The 22,069-nt window shown below is 46.2% G+C and carries 19 protein-coding genes; 6 read left to right on the top strand and 13 right to left on the bottom strand.

All coding sequences use genetic code 11. From position 1 onward, the window contains the following. Window positions 1–16: 16 nt before the first annotated feature. From ABWW54_RS14775 to ABWW54_RS14750, 6 genes are all read right to left on the bottom strand, one after another. Complete coding sequence (locus tag ABWW54_RS14775) at window positions 17–2,296, bottom strand: M14 family metallopeptidase (RefSeq protein WP_353413299.1); 2,280 nt, start codon at window positions 2,294–2,296, stop codon at window positions 17–19. A gap of 352 nt (window positions 2,297–2,648) precedes the next feature. Then, window positions 2,649–6,101 (bottom strand): C25 family cysteine peptidase, encoded by a 3,453-nt coding sequence (locus ABWW54_RS14770; protein WP_353413297.1) that lies wholly within the window; start codon window positions 6,099–6,101, stop codon window positions 2,649–2,651. 405 nt (window positions 6,102–6,506) lie between these two features. After that, window positions 6,507–7,031: a gamma carbonic anhydrase family protein gene (locus ABWW54_RS14765; RefSeq protein WP_353413295.1), complete on the bottom strand. Its 525-nt coding sequence runs from the start codon at window positions 7,029–7,031 to the stop codon at window positions 6,507–6,509. A 2-nt stretch (window positions 7,032–7,033) separates the two neighbouring features. Beyond that, window positions 7,034–8,206 carry a sodium ion-translocating decarboxylase subunit beta gene (locus tag ABWW54_RS14760; RefSeq protein ID WP_353413293.1) on the bottom strand — a complete coding sequence of 391 codons (1,173 nt, stop codon included), beginning with the start codon at window positions 8,204–8,206 and terminating at the stop codon, window positions 7,034–7,036. Window positions 8,207–8,218: 12 nt separating this feature from the next. Continuing rightward, entirely contained in the window at window positions 8,219–10,003 is a 1,785-nt protein-coding gene (gene oadA, locus ABWW54_RS14755) for a sodium-extruding oxaloacetate decarboxylase subunit alpha (RefSeq protein WP_353413291.1), read from the bottom strand. Between the two features lie 28 nt (window positions 10,004–10,031). Next, the gene (locus tag ABWW54_RS14750; RefSeq protein WP_353413289.1) at window positions 10,032–10,286 is read right to left on the bottom strand and encodes an OadG family protein; all 255 of its coding nucleotides are present in this window, start codon (window positions 10,284–10,286) and stop codon (window positions 10,032–10,034) included. A 202-nt stretch (window positions 10,287–10,488) separates the two neighbouring features. Between ABWW54_RS14750 and ABWW54_RS14745 the strand changes: the two genes are divergently transcribed. Further along, window positions 10,489–11,136: an energy transducer TonB gene (locus ABWW54_RS14745; protein WP_353413287.1), complete on the top strand. Its 648-nt coding sequence runs from the start codon at window positions 10,489–10,491 to the stop codon at window positions 11,134–11,136. Between the two features lie 70 nt (window positions 11,137–11,206). Here the strand turns inward: ABWW54_RS14745 and ABWW54_RS14740 are convergent, their stop codons facing one another. Both ABWW54_RS14740 and ABWW54_RS14735 read right to left on the bottom strand, forming a co-directional pair. Next, complete coding sequence (locus tag ABWW54_RS14740; RefSeq protein ID WP_353413285.1) at window positions 11,207–11,662, bottom strand: hypothetical protein; 456 nt, start codon at window positions 11,660–11,662, stop codon at window positions 11,207–11,209. 32 nt (window positions 11,663–11,694) lie between these two features. Continuing rightward, a complete protein-coding gene (locus tag ABWW54_RS14735; RefSeq protein WP_353413283.1) occupies window positions 11,695–12,969 on the bottom strand; it encodes a M18 family aminopeptidase in 1,275 nt (424 codons plus the stop codon). Between the two features lie 83 nt (window positions 12,970–13,052). On the opposite strand from ABWW54_RS14735, the gene ABWW54_RS14730 reads away from it, so the two are divergent. The 5 genes from ABWW54_RS14730 (at window position 13,053) to ABWW54_RS14710 (ending at window position 16,187) form a co-directional block, all read left to right on the top strand. Next, on the top strand, window positions 13,053–13,529 hold the full coding sequence (locus ABWW54_RS14730; RefSeq protein ID WP_353413281.1) for a DnaJ domain-containing protein: 477 nt from the start codon (window positions 13,053–13,055) through the stop codon (window positions 13,527–13,529). Window positions 13,530–13,699: 170 nt separating this feature from the next. After that, window positions 13,700–14,224: a hypothetical protein gene (locus ABWW54_RS14725; RefSeq protein ID WP_353413280.1), complete on the top strand. Its 525-nt coding sequence runs from the start codon at window positions 13,700–13,702 to the stop codon at window positions 14,222–14,224. A 112-nt stretch (window positions 14,225–14,336) separates the two neighbouring features. After that, on the top strand, window positions 14,337–14,915 hold the full coding sequence (locus tag ABWW54_RS14720; RefSeq protein WP_353413278.1) for a TetR/AcrR family transcriptional regulator: 579 nt from the start codon (window positions 14,337–14,339) through the stop codon (window positions 14,913–14,915). A gap of 24 nt (window positions 14,916–14,939) precedes the next feature. Next, window positions 14,940–15,218, top strand: coding sequence for a polyhydroxyalkanoic acid system family protein (locus ABWW54_RS14715; RefSeq protein ID WP_353413276.1), 279 nt, complete (start codon window positions 14,940–14,942; stop codon window positions 15,216–15,218). A gap of 114 nt (window positions 15,219–15,332) precedes the next feature. Further along, window positions 15,333–16,187, top strand: a complete 855-nt coding sequence (locus ABWW54_RS14710) for a hypothetical protein (protein ID WP_353413274.1) — start codon at window positions 15,333–15,335, stop codon at window positions 16,185–16,187. A gap of 76 nt (window positions 16,188–16,263) precedes the next feature. Here the strand turns inward: ABWW54_RS14710 and ABWW54_RS14705 are convergent, their stop codons facing one another. The 5 genes from ABWW54_RS14705 to ABWW54_RS14685 all read right to left on the bottom strand — a co-directional run bounded on the left by ABWW54_RS14705 (window position 16,264) and on the right by ABWW54_RS14685 (window position 22,004). Next, on the bottom strand, window positions 16,264–17,757 hold the full coding sequence (locus ABWW54_RS14705; protein ID WP_353413272.1) for a DUF3336 domain-containing protein: 1,494 nt from the start codon (window positions 17,755–17,757) through the stop codon (window positions 16,264–16,266). 105 nt (window positions 17,758–17,862) lie between these two features. Beyond that, entirely contained in the window at window positions 17,863–18,630 is a 768-nt protein-coding gene (locus ABWW54_RS14700) for a ParA family protein (RefSeq protein ID WP_353413270.1), read from the bottom strand. Window positions 18,631–18,812: 182 nt separating this feature from the next. Continuing rightward, a complete protein-coding gene (locus ABWW54_RS14695) occupies window positions 18,813–19,916 on the bottom strand; it encodes an NADH:flavin oxidoreductase (protein WP_353413268.1) in 1,104 nt (367 codons plus the stop codon). Window positions 19,917–19,948: 32 nt separating this feature from the next. Further along, window positions 19,949–20,965, bottom strand: coding sequence for a phosphotransferase family protein (locus tag ABWW54_RS14690; RefSeq protein WP_353413266.1), 1,017 nt, complete (start codon window positions 20,963–20,965; stop codon window positions 19,949–19,951). Next, window positions 20,958–22,004: an AraC family transcriptional regulator gene (locus ABWW54_RS14685; protein ID WP_353413264.1), complete on the bottom strand. Its 1,047-nt coding sequence runs from the start codon at window positions 22,002–22,004 to the stop codon at window positions 20,958–20,960. The genes ABWW54_RS14690 and ABWW54_RS14685 overlap by 8 nt, the downstream gene beginning before the upstream one ends. Window positions 22,005–22,069: the final 65 nt, after the last annotated feature.

The following is a 22,069-nucleotide window of genomic DNA, read 5'->3' as shown; positions in this document are numbered from 1 at the left end:
TGAGATAAATTGGCGTCTAGTTCGGGCATATCGACACTGAATCTATTCCACCTTCGACTAAATCTCCTGGTCCGGAACCGTCGCTGGCGCTCATTCTTAGCAAGACATTTGAACCGGCGGGAATGTTCGCGGTGATGGTTTGCCATTGAGCTTGCGTACGGACATCGCCGATACTAACCAACGAATTGTAGGTAGAGCCACCATTGGTTGAATACTCAATTCTAAAGAAGTCGCCCGACGAATCATCACCCGTGTCACGTTGCCCGTGAAACCAATCTAAAGATAGCGTTGAGTTTTCTGAAACGGTTATGGCCGGTGAAGCTGCTACGCACACGCCTCCGTCGACGTCATTGACGCCCGCGGATGAGTTTGTTGCTGTGAATAGCGCGAAGCCATCACCGCCAGAGTCGCCGCCCACTTGAGTTACCACCCCCGAATTCGTGACTTGGGTGGGGTTGGTACGGACATAGTCGCCTGTTGAGCAGGTTGATAGGCTTGAGTTTGACCATCCAGTGGAAGTTGTAAAGTCATCTTCGAATGAACAGCTCGGTGGCGGTGTGTCGGTAATATTTAGGAATACCGCTGATACAGCCCCCCAGGTATTGGTGGTGTCCCGGCTACGAACATAGACGATGTGTTTGCCATTAGACAGCCCAGAGGTGTTTATAACTCCGCTGACCGGTTCCGTGCGCTCATTGAAGCTTCCATCGATTGCGGATAGAGAAAGCGCGCTGGCTCCTGGTTCCCAAGGGGGGGTGTCAATGTAGTACTCTGCTGAATTAATGTTTTGAGTACTTTCGCTTCCATTGCTGTTGTTAAAGCGTGTGTCGATTGCCGTTGCGGTCAATGTGACTGGCGTTCCTGCTGCCACACCGCCATTGCTAGCTCCTCCACTAAGACTGAGGCTTATGCTGTCAGGCCCGGCAGGCGTAATGTATGGCGTACGAACAACTTTGGCGGCGTAGATTAGCGCGGGTAGGTTGTCGGGTTTGATGGTGTTTTCGTAGGTGCTACAGGCTTGAAAAAACTGAGTGCCTAGCTCAAAGGTGTATGCCGCAACCCCGAGCTCTCCGTAGCTGATGCCATCGCTGGTTCCATCCGTCGGGTACAAACCAATTGATTGCTGCGGGGTATATCCGTTGAAGAACGCGAATTTGCGGCCTAAGGTTCGTAGTGCTGTCCCATTCGGAGCGGCTTGATTGACGTCTCCCCAAGGCCACAGTACCAGTTCGCTAAAACTGTGAATATCCAGATGTATTCCGCTCGTCGTTGATGGTGCAGCGTCGTTTTTATTTGGCCCCCGGTTGTCGGGCCATAGGCTGCGAACGTAGGTCTCTAGCGCTTGAATCTCAGGTTCTGATCCTGGTTGTGGACCCCGGTACGTGGCAGAACATTGGTTACCGCTGGACCCAGTGCCATTAGTGCTATTCCAGCCAAAAGAAAAATTACGATTTAAATCCACGCCTCGGCTATTGCCTGTTGGCCCACAGTGATTTTGGTTGGTGTTTTTACGCCACGATATGCCAGTTTCGGCTCTTTTACGTCCGTCTGGGTTGGTTTGCAACATCAGGTGGACTTCATGATGGTCTAGGATCCAAGTGGCATCAGCGTCAGAGTTATAGCCGTCTAATAACCACCGAGCAAAGTCGAGATTAAGAGGCGCTGTGGTGTACTCTCTTGCGTGAATGGCACTGTTGATGAACAGCTTGGGTTTATTGCCGCTGATTGATTGATTGGTGAGTTTTAGCACATTAATGTCATACCCACCTTGGCCGACACTCTTTTCCCAAGAGTTTCCGACGTCTATCCATTGAGCTAATGAAGGGTGGTCGGTGACCAGTGACTGAGCAGCCGTGAACGTTTCTTCCACTGTTTCATAGCATGGAAACCCTGGTACGGTTTGTATTGATATATCTGATGTATTTTGAGTGCTCGACAGACTCCTAATTTGGCGTTGTCTTTGTTCAAGTTCTAGGGCTCGGCGACGTTGAAACTCTGTTGCCGGAGAAATCGTGAAATCGAACTCCTTCAAACGGTCAATGTCGTTTGCTTCTAATTCCAGTATCAGATAGCCGTCCTTGTAGTTTGCTTCAAGAAGCTGTGCGTGAAAAGTGATTGCTGCTTTTCGAGCCAACTCCACGGATGGGAAGTAAGCGCGGTATACATTAGTGGTTAATTTTTCCTGTTCTAACAGCTGCAGGGTTTCGTTGAGTGTTACCTCATCGGCATAGCTTAGTTGTGTATTAAAACCTAACATACACACCAAGGCCGCCTTTAGAAGAGTAGGGTTCTTCATTTTTTAGGCCTCATTTCGGTAGTTTAGTTTTGCAAACGGGGGGCAAGGTTCGCACTTGTGCCCAACTTCTGGCTCAAAGAGGATAACGTCACATAAGTGACATGTCCATAATTATCTTTAGGATAATGAAGGGCTTAGACATTTTCCTATTTGGATTCAATTGGCGCTAGGTTTCTAGTTGCGCCGTATGCTGTATTGGTCTCGCTGTCGTGCTCAATGCTTGAGGGAGGGGAGTTAAACTGAAAATTGCTGCAGAGCTAACATGTCGGGGGGAAAGCGTTAGCCCTGCAGACTTTTAGAGCCATAAGTTACTTCTGGAAGTTCGGAACCTTATGGCCAACTTGCCTGGTGATCAATTATCTTGAGCGGATTCTCCGTTGCGAGTTGCGGGTTGCAGCCCGCCCAAAGAATCTTCCATCGCGATGATTCGGCGTGCTTCTCTTTGATAATTTGCATTGAACCTAAGGGTTGGGTCTCCCAGCAAGGTCCATAAGTTCGAATGCTCGGTCTTATTTTTACCAAAGCTTCTCTTGGCCATTTTTATTGCTTCGCCCATCGACACGCCGTCCCTTGCTTGGTATTTCATAATCCGGTTGAGCATTTTGCCGTTATGAGTGTACTCTCCCAGCGTGGCTGCGCCTGCGATCATTACCGCACCGCCGTCTTTTTTGAAAAGCAATTTGTTAGCCAGTGACTCATTTGAAATTGTTTCGTAATAGGTGGTATAGCAGGCCAATGGGATTAGAATTCCTGGCATTGAATTTTGCTCAAGGCTGTTAACGCCATTGACGTCCATCAGTCTTTTGTAGGACCAGCTTGTCGGTGAGCCATGGCCGTTATAGATGGTCAACGAGTTTCCACTGTTCATGCTTGATCTAATGTCTCGTTGTTGCGTCGCAGCATCATCATAGTCTTGTGAGTAAATTCGCGTGATGGAACTCCAGTAATCTGGATAGGATTGGTTCTGTGTGTCGAACCTAGATGCGAGTTCATTAAGTTGTTGCGAGAAGCTCACTCCTGAATTTTTGTCGTCATTTTCAGAAATCAAAAGGACATTTGAGGTATTCGCGAGCCCTTCACCGCTGGCCCATTTGATTGACTTGCTAACAATGGCTTCAAGCTGTTCTATTGTCCTTACAGGCCACCGTCCGACGGCAACATCAGCTAACCCATCTAGGTCTAGGTCTGTCAGAGGGGTATCCGTCGGCGAGTATTCAATGATGTTGCTTCTTCTATATAGAGTGGGTATGAAAGAGACCGACCCTTGACCTGTTTTATTTAGATAGTCATAAGTGTGTCCGCCCACAATCAATACTGAAGCATTGGTGGCTGCAGCATTTTGCTGCATTAGAAATTTGTGAATGACCATCGGGTTGTCCATTCCAAGGCCAAATTGTTCAACGAGACTTTGATAGGTTACAACAACCGTGCGAATGCCTAAAGTTCTCTTAAAATTTACGTAGTCGTCAAGCACTTGTCCGGTAAATGACGCGTCTGCAACAATGTACAAGTCGGCTTCTTCCACTTGAAGATCTTTGGTTTTAACCACCTCAATGGAGGCCGGCTTTTTGAAGAGTTTTTTTGTTAAGACCATATAACGAGCCTCAGGTGCAGATAAGCGTGGTAACACAATTGTTTCGGTGTCTGCAGAGCGCCAGTGCTTCGTTGGCTTGGTGCTAAGGCTAACGAGATTGCCGATTGTATCTCTGGCATACACCCACAGCTTTTGCCGAGTGTTTTTACTCAGTTGAACTGATGAACTGTCAGAGTCTTGATTAAATGCAAACTCCGCTGTGCCTCCTATTGCAAGCGGTTTACTCGGATAGTGAATTTCATAACGATCAAAGTACTGCAGCGCAAATCCATATGTATTGTTCTTTACTTCGATCTGTAGTGAGTTTTCGCCTCTCTTAATGAATGTTGCAGGTATTGCTATTGATAGGTTTTGAGTATCGACGCCCCCCCATTTGTGGGTTGAGATTGTATGCCCATTAATGCGGATGCTGGCGATATGGTCGTTTTCAATCTCCTGGAAATCAAACCCGCCGATTAAATCTATGTTGAGCGAGATGTCGTTTCTTTCGATATAGTCACTAGGGAGTGTGAACCTACGCTCCATTGTGCTCGAGCCTCCATAGCCTATCGCTTCGTCGACCCACGGAGACCCAAGTTTGCTAGAGTTAACATATAGACGATCATGTTCGAAGCTTAAGGTCCTTATGATTGGCTCTAAGCTATTTGGTTCACCTTTAAATCGTATCTTTTTCGCGCGCGAAACCAGTTCATTATTAGCAGAAATCTGGTAAATATTTTGGTCGTTATAAAGGGAGAGCTCTCCCTTTACGTTGTCAGCATAGAAATCAATGTACGAACGTCTATTGAAGGTCCGCTCTCCTCGCCCGATTGATACTCTTCTAGTGACGGGGTTGCCTTGATAACTTACGGCGATCTCATGGGGTCTCAATCCTGTAAGATCTAACCCCGCCTTGATTAGTTCTCTATGATGAATGCGAACCATACCGCTTTGGCTAAGAACAATGTCTGCTCTTAGGTGGCTTGGTTCACTGGCCGAGATGTTTGCTCGGGGTTTAATCCACCGGTTATTAACCTTGATGTAGCCTTTATTTCTTAACTTTATGCTCTTTTGAGCAACCGCGTATTCCCAGCTGATCGGCTCGGGCAGAGTCACTTCACCGTAGGTTTCGCCGATCTCGAACGGCCCGTAGAACTCTTCATTTCCACGTGAGTCAACGCTTGATATGCCGACCTTTGCGATGTTTTCTCTATTGCGGTTGATTTTTATCGACTTTTTGTAAGTAGAAGATGAATAAGCGTTCAATCTCTTACTCCGAATCCAGTTTTTATTGAGTGACTGCCATTCGCCGTCAATTTCTGCCCAAAGGTTGAATCCCACATTAAAGCTCTCGCTGCTGGTGCTCCATTTGAACTCAAGTTTCTGCCCAGTATGCTGGCTGCTAAAATAATCCAAATTCACCGGTAGGGTGGATGTCCAGCTTAGAGAAGAAATACCAATCCATTGAAAAGGCGGGTTGGTCGCGGATGTTGGCCCTGCCCAATAGCGCATGCAGAAGCCCCAGACATCCGTGTCATCAAAATCGATGCTGATATTGCCTCCGTCATCTCCATTTGCAGCATTACCGCCTTCAGGTTGAATAGCGCCCCAGCCTTTTGCTTCATTATTCGGAGCAGCAAAGCTCGGATCATGGGCTATCACGTGATTAGCATCGGTACCAGTACTGACGTCACCAAAGTCTGCAGCGTTTATTAGGTCTGTTCTAGATTGCATTGGTGTGGCTGAGGGAGAGCTTGTGTAATAGAGCTCGACGACGTCATCCCAACCGGCATCGTCGACGTCGAGAATGTCAAATGATAGACCCTTTACCACACGATCAAATGCTACGCATACATTCATGTGATCGTTATTGTCACCTCCGGTCGCATCCAGCGCAAAACGAATGTTGTCATTATTGATTCCGCCAAACTCTGTATTGAAATAGGCGGCACATACGGCCCCGGAGTTCCATCCACAAGCCAGCTCCCCCCCTTGGCCATTGTTGTTTATTTGATAGGTAACGGTTGCCGTAGCATCACAACTATTTACTCCTGCCGTGCATGTGTTATTAGTGGCCGTGACCACGGAACCGCTGGTAAGCACGGTGCTATTTCCTTGACCTAGGTTTTGCCAGTCTATATCTACCGCCAATGCCGTGGTAACAAGGCCAAAGGCCGATACGGATATAAGTACATTAACAATGATTGCGAGAATTGACTTGTAAGATTTCAAAAGAATATCCCCCCGAATATTTCTATAAATGATAAAAGTGATAATCAAGTGGCGCTAATCTAACAAATATTTATCACTATGTCCATTTTAAAGTGATAAATATGGTAAATATGAAACAAAGGGGTGTTGGAAGTGCAAATCTCGATCGAGTGAGTGCATGAATGTGGGTATTCAACGCGGCGACGGGTTGATACCCGAGGTATTTGATTGCAAAGGCAGTGGCCAGATAACGTTGACGTCACCGGCCGTTATTTAGTCTGGATGGTATTGAGTCGTTAGGGGTTTCTTACCCAAAGTGTCATTGAGGTTCTCCCCAGAATTAGCCAAACCTGTCATTAGGTACGACTTCATGGCGGAGACAATCGCCCCAATCAAATTCCGTGCTTGATTGGAGCTATGATCAGTTTACTCACTAACGGGTTTTAATAGTTTATTGTAGAGCAGGCTATTCTCGACGTAATGCTGTGCTCCGTGTTTGAGCAGCGCAATTTGTTTGTCATCCAATTCTTTGACGATTTTTGCGGGTGACCCAAGCACCATTGAACCATCGGGAACTTGCATGTTTTCCGTCACCAGCGAGTTGGCACCAATGACGCAATTTTTCCCAATCCGAGCGCCGTTTAAGACCACCGCATTCATGCCGATTAACGTGTTTTCGCCGATGGAGCAGCCGTGCAACATCACCTTGTGGCCAACCGTTACATTTGCCGAAATATTTATAGGATAGTTTGAATCCACGTGCATGACAGAGCCATCTTGAATATTACTGTTTTCGCCAATGTAAATGGGTTCATTATCGGCTCTTAGAACACAGTTAAACCAAACGCTAGAACTTGGTGCCATTACGACGTTTCCAATAAGGTCGGCAGAAGGGGCGACGAAGCAGGTGTCGTCAATTGTTGGGGACTTCTCTCCAAGTGAATATTTCATCTTTACATTCCCGATACCAAATTAATCATAACGCCGGCAGCCACTGCTGAACCGATGACCCCTGCGACGTTAGGGCCCATGGCGTGCATTAAAAGGAAATTTTGCGGATTGGCTTCAAGCCCAACTTTATTCGCAACACGTGCGGCCATCGGAACGGCGGACACGCCGGCGGCTCCGATGAGTGGGTTAATCTTGTTTTGACTGACGCTGTTTAGGAGTTTAGCCATTAATACGCCGGCGGCGGTTCCGATACAAAATGCGATCGCTCCGAGTCCTAAAATACCCAGAGTCTCGACGTTGAGGAACTTGTCAGCACTCATTTTGGAGCCGACGCCCAAACCTAGAAATATAGTGACTGTGTTAATAAGTGCATTTTGCACCGTTTCGCTTAAGCGATTGACTACCCCACACTCTTTCATTAGGTTACCGAAACAAAACATTCCTAGTAATGGGGCTGCGTCAGGCAATAGCATGGCAACCAAGACGAGTAAGGTGAGTGGAAACACGATTTTTTCGGCGGAAGAAACAGGTCGCAATTGTTCCATTTTGATTTGTCGCTCAGCGGGTGTGGTCATGGCTTTCATGATTGGAGGCTGAATGATGGGAACCAAGGCCATGTAGGAGTAAGCCGCCACGGCCACAGCTCCTAATAACTCCGGAGATAGCTTACTGGTTACGAAAATAGCCGTAGGGCCATCTGCCCCACCAATTATGCCAATTGACGCTGCATCTCGAATACTAAAGTCAAGTATTCCAAAATGGCCTAGAGCCACTGCACCAAGTACCGTTGAAAAAATGCCTACTTGCGCTGCGGCACCAAGCAGAAGTGTTCTTGGGTTGGCTAACAATGGGCCGAAATCGGTCATGGCTCCGACGCCCATGAAAATGAGAAGGGGAAACAATCCGGTTTCAATGCCAGCGTGATAGATGTAGTAGAGCAGGCCCCCTGGACTTTGCATATTGCCTAGAGCATCGTAGACCGGTGCCAATTCAAATCCTGCTCCAGGGATATTGGCTAACACAGTGCCAAAGCCGATTGGTACTAATAACAGAGGTTCAAACCCCTTTTTAATCGCTAGAAAGAGCAGCCCAAGCCCAATCAGCATCATAAATAATTGACCGAGCTGCAACTGAGCAATTCCCGAACTGCTCCAAAGGGTTAACAGATTTTCCATGAATAATTCCCCTTATGCGATAGTAAGCATCGTTTCGCCCACCGTAATTGCGTCACCTTCTCGAACAAGAATGTCCACGATTTGCCCATCTTGAGGTGCGGAAACATTGGTTTCCATTTTCATCGCCTCTAACGTTAAAACGGTCTCCCCTGCTTTAACCCGTTGTCCTTTCGTTACCGGGATTCTGATCACATTTCCAGCCAAGGGGGCATTAATAGCCTGGGTAGTTTGCGGCACTGCGTCTTGAGTGTTGGTGATCGAGTCATGGATCGTAAGCGACTTTATTCCCGAGACATCGCCCCCTTCTGAGACGGTGACGGTGTACTGTTGGCCTTCGACCTCCACGGTGTAGATCTCATCACCTTTTGAGTCGGTGGGTGCGTTGCTAGAGGCGCGTCCTGTTGGGACTGGTTCGAACTCAGAGGGGTTGCCACGGTTTTGGATAAAGTTCAGCCCAACTTGAGTAAACAGTGCGTAGGTAAGCACATCATCGATTAGGTCGTCTCCGTCTTTGGTTGTAAGGTCATGTTTGCCAACTAAGGCATTAAACTCGGATTTAAGAGACTCCATTTCGGGGGCAATTAAGTCTGCTGGTCGGCAGGTGATTGGCTGTTCGCCGTCGTTTAAGACCTTAGATTGAATCGTCTTATTCACAGGCGCTGGGGTTGCTCCGTATTCACCTTTCAGAACTCCGGCTGTTTCCTTCGCAATATTTTTGTATCGCTCACCCATGAGTACGTTGATGACGGCTTGTGTACCAACGATCTGAGAAGTCGGTGTGACTAAGGGAATAAATCCTAAGTCCTCTCTAACACGAGGTATCTCTGATAACACGTCATCAATTTTATCTTCGGCACCTTGCTGTCTAAGTTGATTTTCCATATTAGTCAACATTCCGCCCGGTACCTGAGCTACTAATATTCTTGAATCTACTCCACGCAAGGAGCCTTCAAATTGCGCATATTTTTTTCTTACGACACGAAAATAAGCACTGATTTCTTCGAGCTTTTTGATGTCTAAACCGGTATCGCGCTGGCCACCTTCAAAAATGGAGACCACCGATTCTGTGGCGGAGTGTCCGTAGGTCATCGACATTGAGGAAATCGATGTATCGACATTGTCGATTCCCGCTTCAACGCATTTCGTAATGGTTGCGGTTGATAGACCAGTGGTTGCATGAGCGTGCAACTGAATCGGGATGTCTACGGTCTTTTTAAGTTCGGTGACGAGCTCATACCCTACGTACGGTTTGAGTAAACCTGCCATGTCTTTGATGCAAATGGAGTCAGCACCTGCGTCCTCAAGCTCCCGAGCCATGTCGAGCCAAACTTTTGTCGTATGAACTGGGCTCACTGTGTAAGACAGGGTGCCTTGAGCGTGCTTGCCTACGTTGGTTACCGCTTTGAGAGCCGTTGTGATGTTGCGCATGTCGTTCATGGCATCAAAGACGCGGAATACATCAATTCCATTGATGGCGCAGCGCTCGACGAATTTTTCGACGACGTCATCCGCATAATGCCGATAGCCCAATATATTTTGTCCTCTGAATAGCATCTGCTGGGGTGTGTTGGGCATGACGCGTTTAATTTCTCGGATACGGTCCCAAGGGTCTTCCCCTAAAAAGCGGATGCAAGAGTCGAACGTGGCTCCACCCCAAGATTCCATAGACCAATAGCCAATGTCATCAAGTTTCTCTGCAATGGGAAGCATGTCGTCAATGCGCATACGAGTGGCGAGTAGGGATTGATGGGCGTCGCGTAATACTACTTCGGTGATGCCTAGTTTTTTATTTGTCATGATAGTTTGAATCTGTTCGGAGGCGTCATTACTTACTTGCACGGTGCTCGGCAATGGCTTTTTCAATAGCGGAAATCACGTTAGCGGGTGGCAGTGATTCGTTTGAAGGCGCGGCGTTATTTTGCGCATGTTCTTGCGGAGAGTCCGGTGCTTCTGGGGTTAGAGCTTTAACTAATTTCGACATCATATTGGTTGCGAATACCAATATTGTCAAAAATACAAAGACGGTGCCCATGCCGTACAGCATGAGGCTGACCCCTTGGTCGATTAGCGAGGTTTCCATTATCTGAACCAATTTTCTGGGCGTGAGCGATAGAAATGCCCGTTGGAAAGTACCAATGAGTTTACCTTATTTATCCAGAGCGCTTAAAGATAATTAAGAGACAGTTGTCAGGAAGTCGTACGCTATCTAACCTATTTTGACCTCATAGCTGGATCGTCCAATACTCAATCCTTGATAAAAAAATAATCACCAAGGAGAAAACATGATTGCAAACCAAGTTGTCAATGGCTCATTAGAACTATCCAAAGGTATTGGCATAGTTAAAAGAACGAGTAGTTTAACCGGGGCTGCAGCGGTCACATTCGGCTTATTGTTTGTTATGACGCAGCTAATTGACAATGATATGGCACCCCTTGAAATAGCGAAGGAGATTAGCCTTCCCCAGTTTACTCCTGAAGTCATTGAGGAGAATGTAAGGGTGATTGACATAGTGCGTCCGGTGGTGGACGAAGCGCCTAGAATGAAGGTTGAATATACGCTTCCGGATATGGCAATAGACACAGGGCTAGATAGATTACGATTTAGCGAAGAACCTGGAAGTGCAATGGATATGAATCATTTTAGGCTTCCTAGCGGCATGGCGTTGGTGCCCATTTCACCTCAGTTTCCAGACCGTGCTGCACAAATGGGTTTATGTGGTCAGGTCCTGGTGCAGTTTGATATTGGAAACGACGGGGTACCAATGAATGTCGCAATCTTGGAAAGCAGCAATCGAATTTTTAATAAAAATGCACTGAGAGCGGTTCAGAAAGCGCGTTACAAGCCAGCGGAGCTAGCAACGGCTGGGCAATCGCCAATGGTGGTAGGAAAGCAAGAGAAAATAACGTTCAAATTAACCGGAGGGTGCTGAAAGTAGGCTTTAAACGTACAGTGCATGTTCTATCTCTGCGGCACTGTACGTTGATCTTGAGATCATTCAACTATTGAACTTTAAGGCCGTTCGCGTCCCGTTGTTCTAATTCACAGCGTCTATTGGTGCATAGCGCTGCAGGTTTTGGTTCGTATTGACAGTTACTCATCATCTGATTTTGTTCGTTAATTTTTCGTGCTAACTTTTTCGAATCAGACGCTAGAATTTTGAGCTTATCTAGGTTAGATTGCTCGAGCTGTAAAGAGTAGGGCATATAAGAGCTCGGGCCTCCGCACGGTTTTTGCCCAATGGGTAATACCGAGCAGTGTGCGTCTGTTTCGCATGTTCCTTCTTCTGTAAGTGAGCCGATGCTCGAATGTATTTGTTCGAGTTTAGATGCCATCTCGTCAGTGCTAAGCATGTTCTTCTTAGTTTGCTCTGCTGAGCCTCCGGCAATGGCGTTCGCCGTAAACAACAGAAAAGTAAGAATCGCTATCGACTTGAAATGAAGTAATTTAGTTGTCATTTTAAAACCTTGTCATTTATAGACGTTTGAAGTTAACGGATAAATGCACACGCGGCTTGATATAAATACTGACAATCGAGCACACCGGCTGTCTCTCGTATCGAATGCATAGCCCATTGTGGCGCGCCCAAATCTAAGGTTTCTATGCCAAGTTCGGTTGCTGTAATTGGGCCAATTGTGCTGCCACACCCCATATCGGACCGAGTTACAAACTTCTGAATTGGGACGCCAGCTTCTTCACATCGCTTCTGGAATTTAGCTGAACTGACGCTGGTTGTGGCGTAACGTTGATTTTGATTAATTTTGATGACTGGCCCCTTATTTATAATAGGGCCGTGATTTTGGTCGTGTTTGTCAGCATAGTTCGGGTGGATGCCGTGCGCATTGTCACATGACAGCATGGAAGAGCGACCGATTACTTGGGTCAATGCTGACGCTTTACCATCAACGATACGCTCTAATACATTGCGCAAAAATGGCCCTTGAGCGCCGCAAGCTGACGCAGAGCCGACCTCTTCATGATCCGTTGAGATAAACAAGCTGGCTTGGTCGCCGACTGTGTCAATTAAGGCTCTTGCACCAATGTAGGTGCTTAGTAGGTTATCGAGTCTTGAAGCACATACAAACTCATTGTTGATGCCCACAATACTAGGGGGCTGAGTGTCGTAAGCTGACAATTCGAATTCAAAAAGTCGATCAAAGTCTTGTGTGCATAACTCAAGCAGTAAGTCCTGGAAGGATTTTCCATTGCTAGTGCCTAGAATTAGCGGGAGGTGTTGTTGGGCATTAATAGCTCGTTTGGTGTTTGCGTCTCGGTCTAGATGGATCGCGAGGTTGGGTATCGTCGCTACTGGTCGTTTGAAATCCACAATTTCACTCACAACGTTTCCTAATTTATTGACGCCGCTTACTCGGCCTGCAATTGATAAGTCGCGATCTAACCAGGGGTGGAATAGTGCACCCCCATAAACTTCAACGCCTAATTGTAGATAGTCAAACTTCTCGATTTCAGGATTGGGCTTGATTCGAAGGCATGGGCTGTCTGTATGTGCTCCAACCATCTGAAGTCCAAGGTTGACATCTTTTCCTGTTCTAAACGCAATAATAGAAGAATCATTACGAGTGACCGCGTAGCTGGCATTTGCTTCAATAAGCCACTCATCATCTTCATTTAGATGCGTGAAACCCGCCTCCAAAAACATGGTGAGTGCTGTCTTAGTCGCGTGAAATGGCGTGGGAGATTGCTCAATGAAGTGGCATAGGCCTTTTGCAATTTGATTTTGCTCGGTCGCGGAAGGAGTTGGCATGATGACAAATATGTTTGGGTTGGTGTTAATGACGCTCAGAAGGCCCTATTATACGCATGTATTTTTCAAAAGAGCGTTAGCCCATGTTCTATTCAATGTTACTCATCGCTGCGGTTGCGGCACTTTTATACGCAATGAAGCGCTGGCAGGCGTTACCCGAGGATCAGCGCAAGGGCTTTGCCTTTAAAAGTGTTCTTTGGGCGGCAGCGGTGATTATTATAGCCTTGGTATTAACCGGCAGAGCGCACTGGCTAATGGGCGTGTTGGCAACCTTAATTGCGTTGGCTGGTCGAGCTGTTCAATTGGCGCAGTATGCGCCGATGTTTAAAAAGATTTTTGGCGAATTTGATGGAAACGGCGCTGAACAAACGGTTACCAAGAGCTCCGGCTCCATGAGTCGTGATGAGGCGGCTGAGATATTAGGGGTTGACACAGCGGCGTCAGTCGAAGAAGTCAGGCGAGCGCATAAAAAACTGATGCACAAAATCCATCCGGATCACGGCGGAACAGATGCACTTGCTAAGAAAATCAATCAAGCTAAGGAAGTTTTAATTGGCTGATTGAGTCAATGTTTTGAGCTTTGGTTTATCTAACTTATTGTTGTGTAAGGCTTTTGCGCCCCAATTGTTTATGATTTAGAAAGGAGTTTCTAATTAGGGCGAGAATTCTAAAACCGTTCGATAGAATTTCCACATCGACGTTATTCACATTAATTTTTGGGAGACCTAACATGGCCGCTAAAGAAACTGCTAAAAAAACATCAGCAAAAAAAGTAACCACAAAGAAAACACCTGTAAAGAAAGCATCAGTAAAAGCTAAGAAGGAAGTAATCGAAGCGGTAGATGCTGTTGAGAACGTTGTGGAAACAGCCGCTGAGTCTGTGATCGCAAAAGTAAGCAAAAATGTTGAGCAAGCTCAAGATGTGGCAAAAAATGTTTGGTACGCTTATTTAGGTGCTGCCGGCTTTGCTGTTGAGGAAGTAACTTCTCGGGCGACTAAAGTAACTGAGGAAGTTCAGTCTCGATACAACAAGCTAAATAAAGATGGTCAAGACTTTGTACTTGACTTGGTTTCTCGTGGCGAGAAAGTTCAAGACGAAGCTGAAACTCGTTTGAAAGAAGGCCGTGCTTCAATCGAAGAAAAAATCGACGAAGCAACAAGCAAAGTCTTTCAGGTAGTCGACGTCAAAGCGCGTTGGGAAGATTTATCTGATCGTTTAGAAGGTTTACGTGAAGGCTTGAAAAAGTCTGCATAGCATTCTATTGAGTCAGCACTATTGACTCATAAAGGCTCGCCGTATGGCGGGCCTTTTTTGTATCTAAAATCTACGGTGGCTATTGACTGCCAAGTATTGGTAAACTGCATCCATGGCGAAAATGCGAACACGAGACCTGATTCTAGAAGTAGCTTTGGTGCTACTAAACGAACGGGGAGAGAGTATTGTAACAAGTGTGGATCTGGCTCATGAAATGAACATAAGCCCAGGGAACCTCTATTACCACTTTAAAGGAAAGGAGGAGGTCGTTGAGGAGCTGTATGCCCAATTTCATGCTACGACGCTGATCGCGCTACAGGAAATAGCCTCGCAAGCGAGAGGTGATACCAAAGAAACACTGGCCGGATTAAGTGTTATCTCAGATATATTGCAGCAGTTTAAGTTTATTAGTCAGGACTTGCTGGGTTTACACGAACGTTACAACAGTTTACGAGATTCTATTCAAAAGTTACTCTTTCTACTAAGCCAGACGATAACCGGTCTCGTCGGGCTTGTTATGGATCGGGCGAAAGTGACTGATTCTAGTAACGCCGCCAAACTTCTTGCCGGTAACCTTTTATACACGCTTATCCATTTTGGAAGCTACAATGACCTGCTTGGTATTGAGAGCCAAGACGCAACGATAGAGGAACATCTGTATTTGCACTTTTTGCCATTTATAGATGATTGATAATGACAGGAAATAAGAAATATTGTGAGTAAGATTCAAGTTTGTAGGGCACACGATCTGAGTGGCGAAGAGTGCCAAACCTTGGCTGAGGAGCTGCTTAATAAATTGGTGGATAAGTTTGGTGGAAGCTATCAGCCAGCCGGCGTTAACTATTCATATCGTCATACGGCAGGGGTCACGGCCACGGTTGAACCAAAGGAAGATGAGCTGATAGTGAATGTCAAATTAGGCATGATGGCCAGAGCATTTGCACCCCAATTGGAGTCTGAGATGAATAAAGTGTTGGACGAATACCTGGGATGATTGGGGGGTCTTAAGTGCAATTAGAATAGGCATTCTAATTAGAGGGAAAATTCTAGAGTTCAACGCTACACTGATGTCATCTAAACGTGACAATTATTTTCTAGGTGAGCCCAAATGGCAGATACAAAGACAACTCCTCAAGCAGATATTAAGCCAGCTTCAGAAGCGAAGCCCGCAACGCAAGCTAAACCGGCGGCTGAAAAAAGCGCGGCTAAGACTGAAGTGAAAAAGGTTGCTAAAAAGGCAACCAAGAAGGTCACCAAAAAAGTGACTAAAGCTAAGCCTGCTGTTAAGAAAGCCGTTTCTGACACTGCCGCTGAGACTAAGAAAAAAGCGGTAGTCGCTAAAAAGAAGGTGGCAAAAAAAGCGACAGCTACTAAGAAAGCGGCTGCTAAGACGGCTACAGCAGCTAAAAAGACGGCCACAAAGAAAGCAGGAACGGTTAAGAAGAAGGCAAGTAAAGCAGCCACTAAAGCTAAAAAGACAGTAGATCAAAAAGTGTCTTCAGCTAAAAAGAAGGCTGAGACGGCTGCAAAGACTGAAGCCAAAAATGTGGAAGATCGGATTGCGCAGCTTCAAGACATTATTAAAGACAATCTCGAAGGACTAAATGAGACGGGTGATAAAGCCGAAGCCTTAGCCAAGAACATATGGTTAGCTGGCCTTGGTGCGTATTCAAAAGCGTATGAGGAATTGTCCGAACGCTATGAAGATGTTCAAGACCGAGTTGAAGAGATCAACGAAGAAGGCCAAAAGGTCTTTGGTGACCTAGTTAAACGAGGCCAGGATATTCAAAGTGATATTGAAGGGCAAGTGAGCAAAAATAAAGAGACTCTTGAAGAACGAGTAGAAGAGTTTCGAACGCGTTTCGGCGGTGGATTATCAAGTATTGTTGATATTCCTGTGCGTCTTCGAGAAGCGGCTGAGAAAGTGGAAGAAATAGGTAAGAAGCTTCGCGGGAAAAAGTAGAATTACCTAATTAGAAAGTCTAAAAAAGCCATGCTTAGCATGGCTTTTTTGCGTTTGAACTAGTCTTAGGAAAACGTTATTTTTCACCAACTATTTTTAACGTTTTATCTCCGTTACGTCGTTTAGGTTGCGCAGACCTTTTGGACTTGATCACACTGTTGTCGAGTTCTTCAACTAACCGATTTAGTCTTTTACTTATATGTGTTTGGATTCTAATTCGCTCAATTAAGGGCCAGGTTTGGCGTTCACCTTCGGACAAAAGCGCCATTACCTCTTCGCTGTTGCGAGCAGCGAGTACTTTGGCTGGGCTCAGGAAGCGATTCGACGGTAGGATGTTGATATCGCCAATGTAGGTTTGGGAAACAAGAGATATATATCCGTCGATAACTTTGTTGATATAGGCATCCTTTGAAATCGGACGTTGCAGCAAATGCGCTGCGGCTAGGCCCCAGTCTTTCATGGTGCTTAGTGCTGTTTGTCCCAAGGTGTTTAAAATGCCTTGTTTACTCTTTTCATTGCTTATGAAGGGTAAGGCAAGAGGATTGGTTTGGCTCACTATAAAGTGATTCACTCCATATAGCCTCGAAAGTCGTTTCATTGGTAGGTCTTCACTTAAAGAGCCATCTACCCATTTTCGCGAGGGCAAATATGGGACTCGCTCACCATGTACGTTCTTCGCCGCTAAAGAGACTGGCGGGAATACCCCTGGAATACAACAGGAAGCTAATACAGCTTCGCGCAGCATCACATTGGGTGATGTGATGGCATTCAACAAGCGAGACTTTTGGTGTGTCTCTGATGGAGTAATTGAAATATTGATATTCAATCCAGAGATTTGATATGCCTCTTGAAACGTAACGTCTGGGATTATTCGTTCTATGATTCGAATTAGGTCTTGCTTGCGGAGGTTTCGTTTTTTACCCGGCGCAAGGTTACGGACAATGGATTTAATATCATCTTCAAACTCTAAAAACTCGGGTTCGAATATCTCACCAAGGGCTTCTGGTGCTCGTGATCCGGCTACCGCGGCGATCAACGCGCCGCCACTGGAGCCTGAAATTACGTCTGGAATGAGATTTTGTTCCCAAAGCGCTTTGAAAACGCCCACGTGGAAAAACAAAAAGGTTCCGGAGCCGCTGAACATCAGAGCCGATTGTCCAAAACACAAATGGGCTCGATGGAAAAAATCGACTTTTTCAGCGGTTGAAATTCCTTTCACCTTTGGCTTGCCGATGTGCTCGAGTGCGGAGGATACTTCGTCAACATAATCAACGATAAGTTGTTTCGTTCCAAACTTGGCTCGTTGGTAGAGTGAAGAGCTGCCCATGCCCCCTAAGTTTCCATGGATGCCTTCATTGAGTGTAAAGAGCAAGCCATGGTTGTCGTTATCTCGACGCATGGCTTTCAAGATCTCAAGCCTACGTTGAATAGCCGCATAATCGTATCGCCGACTTTTAATGTTTTGTTTCCATGAGGCTGCCCCGCTGCGCTCGTCATGCGCAATAGCAGCCTCTTTCCATTGTTCGTAGTTTTCGGCTTCCGCCATTTTACGTTCTAGTGCTCTAGACATACTAATTATCATGTTGTTTTTCCTCGCTTTATCCTCTTTAACAAGAGTTGAACGGATAGCGATGTTATGTTGGCCCCGGGTGTTACCGTGGGTAAATTTTCTTTATTATATTTTGCTTATCGCCGAATAGAGTTCAATAAACTCCAAGGTGATTTTGTGTTTGGCATCGAGGAAAATCAGAGGCGTGTGTTGTGCATGAGATTCCTTAACTTTGACGGATGAGGAAATAAAAGGCTCTATCAGATTGAACTTTGATTTAGCTAATTCCTCTACCGCTAATTGTGGTAATTTGGCGCGCGCCTGAAATTGATTAACTATTACACCTTCGATTTCAAGCCTTGGGTTATGGTCTTCTACTATTTCTTCTAATTCATCCATAAGATCAATCATGGCATCACGAGCGAATACATCGCAATCGTAAGGTAGGAGACAGCGATCTGCCGCGATCAATGCTGACAGTGTAAAGAAATTTAAGGCAGGGGGAGTATCGATGTATATCTCGTCAAATTCTTCATGAAGGTTATTTAAAAAATCACGAAGTTTGTAGATCTTATGTTTTGCCTCTAACTTTGCTTCTAGGTCGACTAGGGTATAACTTGCAGAGATCAACGACAGATTTTCGAATTGCGTTTTTCGGATGTAATCTTCAGAGGTGAAATCACGGTAATTACGAGAGATCGTCGATTCCATAAATTCGGCGATACCCACCACATTATCCTTGCCGTCATGGCCTAAATAGGATGTGGTGTTGGCCTGAGGATCGAGATCGACAACCAGAACATTTTTGCCCTTGCTTGCGGCAATGGCTGCTAGGTTACAGGTTATCGTCGACTTTCCTACGCCACCCTTACGGTTAAAAACTACTCGTTTCATAAGTTCTGCCTTTGTTAATTACCAATATATCGAGATCTAGCGCGCAAATGAACTCGATGAATAGTCTCTTAATCAAACTCATTCTATCTTAAAACGAATAGATGCATGATTAAAAGGGCCAGAAACTCAGCCCAATTAGAACTCGCTTTCTAATTGGGCTCTTTGATACAACTGTCTAATTTCTATCCGTTTAAGCTCATTAGCATACGTTTATCAAATGCCGTTAGACTGGTGAGTTCTCCAGCCTTAACGCGGTTTGCCCAATCTGGATTGGCAATCAACGCTCTTCCGACGGCGACTAAATCAAACTCATCATTATTTAACATTTTCAACAGACCGTCGAGACTGGCAATTTCTCCATCTTTAAACGTTGTTTCACCGCCTTCAGGTAAGAAATCAGCGTTTAGACTGACGGAACCAACCGTAATAGAGTCTTTGCCGGTGAGTTTTTTACTCCACCCTGCCAGGTTTAGGTCGCTGCCTTCAAATTCAGCCTCCCAAAAACGCCTTTGAGAGCAGTGGAATATGTCGACCCCAGCGTCAACTAAATGGGATAGAAACTCCCCCAACTGTTCAGGTGACTCGGCTAACCGAGCGCTATAGTCTTGTTGCTTCCATTGAGAGAATCGAAAAATAATCGGAAAGTCGGGACTGACACGAGCACGTATTCCACGCACAATTTCACAGGCAAATCGAACTCTGTTTTCGAGGCTGCCTCCATACTCATCATCACGAGCATTGGTTCCCTCCCAAAAAAATTGATCTAAAAGGTATCCGTGGGCACCATGCAGTTCGATGGCATCAAATCCAATTTTTTCGGAATCGACGGCGGCTTGTACAAAGGACTCAACGGCTTCCTCTATGTCTTTTTTGCTCATCGCGTGCCCAGTAACCTTGCCCGGAAAGGCCATTCCTGATGGGCTGTAACCAGGAGTATCGCCGCCGGGTTCCACGCCAGGTTTACGTATGCCGCCTACGTGCCACAATTGCGGAGCAATTTTTCCACCTTCAGCATGAACTGCGTCGATGACCTTCTTCCAGCCAGCTAAAGCCTCTTCACCAGCGACAAAAGGCACATTGGGGTAACCACTTGCGGCTTTGTGTCCGACGCACGTGCCTTCAGTAATGATTAAACCAACGCCGCCAGCGGCTCGGCTTCGATAATATTCGACTACATCGTCATTAGGAACGTTGCCGGGCGACATGCTGCGGGTCATAGGGGCCATTACCACACGGTTGGCAAGTTCAAGGTTGCCCAGAGAATAGGGCGAAAATAATTCTGACATTGTGTTTCCTACAATTTATGGTTTCAATTACCTTAAATAAGGTCTATTGCGATTTTTGCTAATACTTTTACTTTGGCGCCATATTCAGCGGCTTTTGCACTCGAAGCAGTGCCCATTTGTCTTCGTTTTTCGATTCCTTGGCAGATCGCAGCAAGTCTAAAGAGACTGAACGCCAGATAGAAATTCCAATTACCGATGGTGTCGTAGCCCATTCGTTCGCAGTACGTTTGAACGTACTCTTTTTCACTGGGAATTCCGAGTTCAGTTAAGTTGGCACCAGCTAAACCAGGTAACCCTGCTCCGCCTGGCATGTGGTATTGCATACACTGATACGCTAAATCCGCGTACGGGTGACCTATCGTGGAGAGTTCCCAATCTAAAAGGGCGATGACCTCGTTGCGCTCATTATGAAACATCATGTTGTCGATCCTGTAGTCTCCATGAGATATCGAGACTTTGCCATCGTCTGCGGGCGTGTGTGTTGGTAGCCAATCTATGAGTGCGTCCATGTCGGCGATTTGACTGGTTTCTGCTGCTCGGTATTGTTTAGTCCAAGTGCGGATTTGTCGTTCGAAGTAAGACCCTTTTTTGCCAAAATCGCCCAGACCGACCGCGTTAATATCTACTTTGTGTAACTCGGCTAAAACGCGATTCATTTCCTGATAGATTTGAGTTCGTTCTTGCGGGGTGCTCTCGGGTAAGGTCGGTTCCCAAAGTACTCGACCATCCATGTGCTCCATAACGTAGAACATGCTTCCTATGATTTCGTCGTCGTCGCACAAATGCAGCGCGGCGGCCACGGGGACATTTGAATTGGCGAGTGCTGATAAGACTTTGAATTCCCGGTCAACCGCGTGCGCGCCAGGGAGCAATTTACCGGGGGGCTTTCTACGCAGTACATAACTCAGAGTGGGTGTAGTAAGTAGGTAAGTGGGGTTTGATTGACCGCCTGCAAACTTTTTGCTTTTCAGTGGTCCTTCGAAGTCTGGTATGTGTTGGGCTAGATATTGCGCCAGTTTTTTGTTGTCTAATTCAAAGGTGTCAGTCATGGTATCTTGTTGTTTTATTTGAAAGTTTTCGCCAGCATGTTGGCGTTATTTTGAACCAAACCTTAAACGCTCGCACAAAGTTGGCGGTTTCTTGGTAGCCGAGATAATACGCAATGTCGGCGATGTTAAGGTGAGTATTGAGTAGCAAATCTGTTGCTTGCTTACGACGAGCTTGTTCGAGAGCTTTTTTGTAAGAACTGTCCTGATCATGCAACCTTCTAGCAAACGTCCGAGGGCTAAGAGCTAATTCGTTAGCGAGGCATTCTAGACGAGGCAGCTCCTTGGGTTGACAGGTTCCAGCATGGCATTCGTTAAAAAATTGATCAAAGCGAAATTGCACCGTTTCTAGTGGGCTCAAATTTTGGTGTTGGGCTTGTTTGAGTTGTTGGCATTTAGCCAGATTGGTTCGGTAAGTGCCTGGGTCAGAAAGAGGTGAGGCAATTTGCCCCCAAGACGCTGGAATACTGAATGAGTTTTCGTCAGCTCCGTATTCGCAAGTAACGCCATAATACTCGTCGAGCTTTTTAGCGTAAGAGGGGCTAGGGTAAGCGAAACGAATCCTTGCATGGTCTCCACAAGAGTGGGTCATGATATTTTCGACCAATCGTTTGGTGATCCTAATTCCCGCTTCAATTAACCACCGCCCCGCGAGGTCAGATTGAGTATTATCGATGGCGGTGACAACCAGCCGCTGATCACGTTCAAGTAGTTCGCTTCTGTACGCAGTGGAACGGATGCCGGAATAGTTAGTTAGGACTTTGAGAGCGGCCTTAAGATGCGGAGCGCTGAGTACCGCAAACCCCAGGGGGCCATGAGTTTCACTACCTAACTGACCTCCGAACTTTATTACCCAAGAGTCTAACCCGGCGTTGGAGAATGCCTCGAACACAGGTTGAAGCTGTGAGCCAGTTAGGTACTCTGCGCCAAATAGTTCGGTGTACCTTGGTCCAAACGTGTCTTCGAGCACGGCCTTGAGCTCAGGCTCGTTTAATAACAGGCGCAGATAGGTTGTGGCAATGACGTAGTCGTTTGAACTCATTAATTAGAGAGTACCTCGCGAATCAGTAATTGGCAATTAATGACAATAAATTTGTCAGTTATTGA

It is taken from the genome of Arenicella sp. 4NH20-0111 (assembly GCF_040366405.1).
Lineage (GTDB): Bacteria > Pseudomonadota > Gammaproteobacteria > Arenicellales > Arenicellaceae > Arenicella.
Note: the sequence above shows the minus strand (reverse complement) of the source record. Positions and strands in the feature narration are given on the sequence as shown.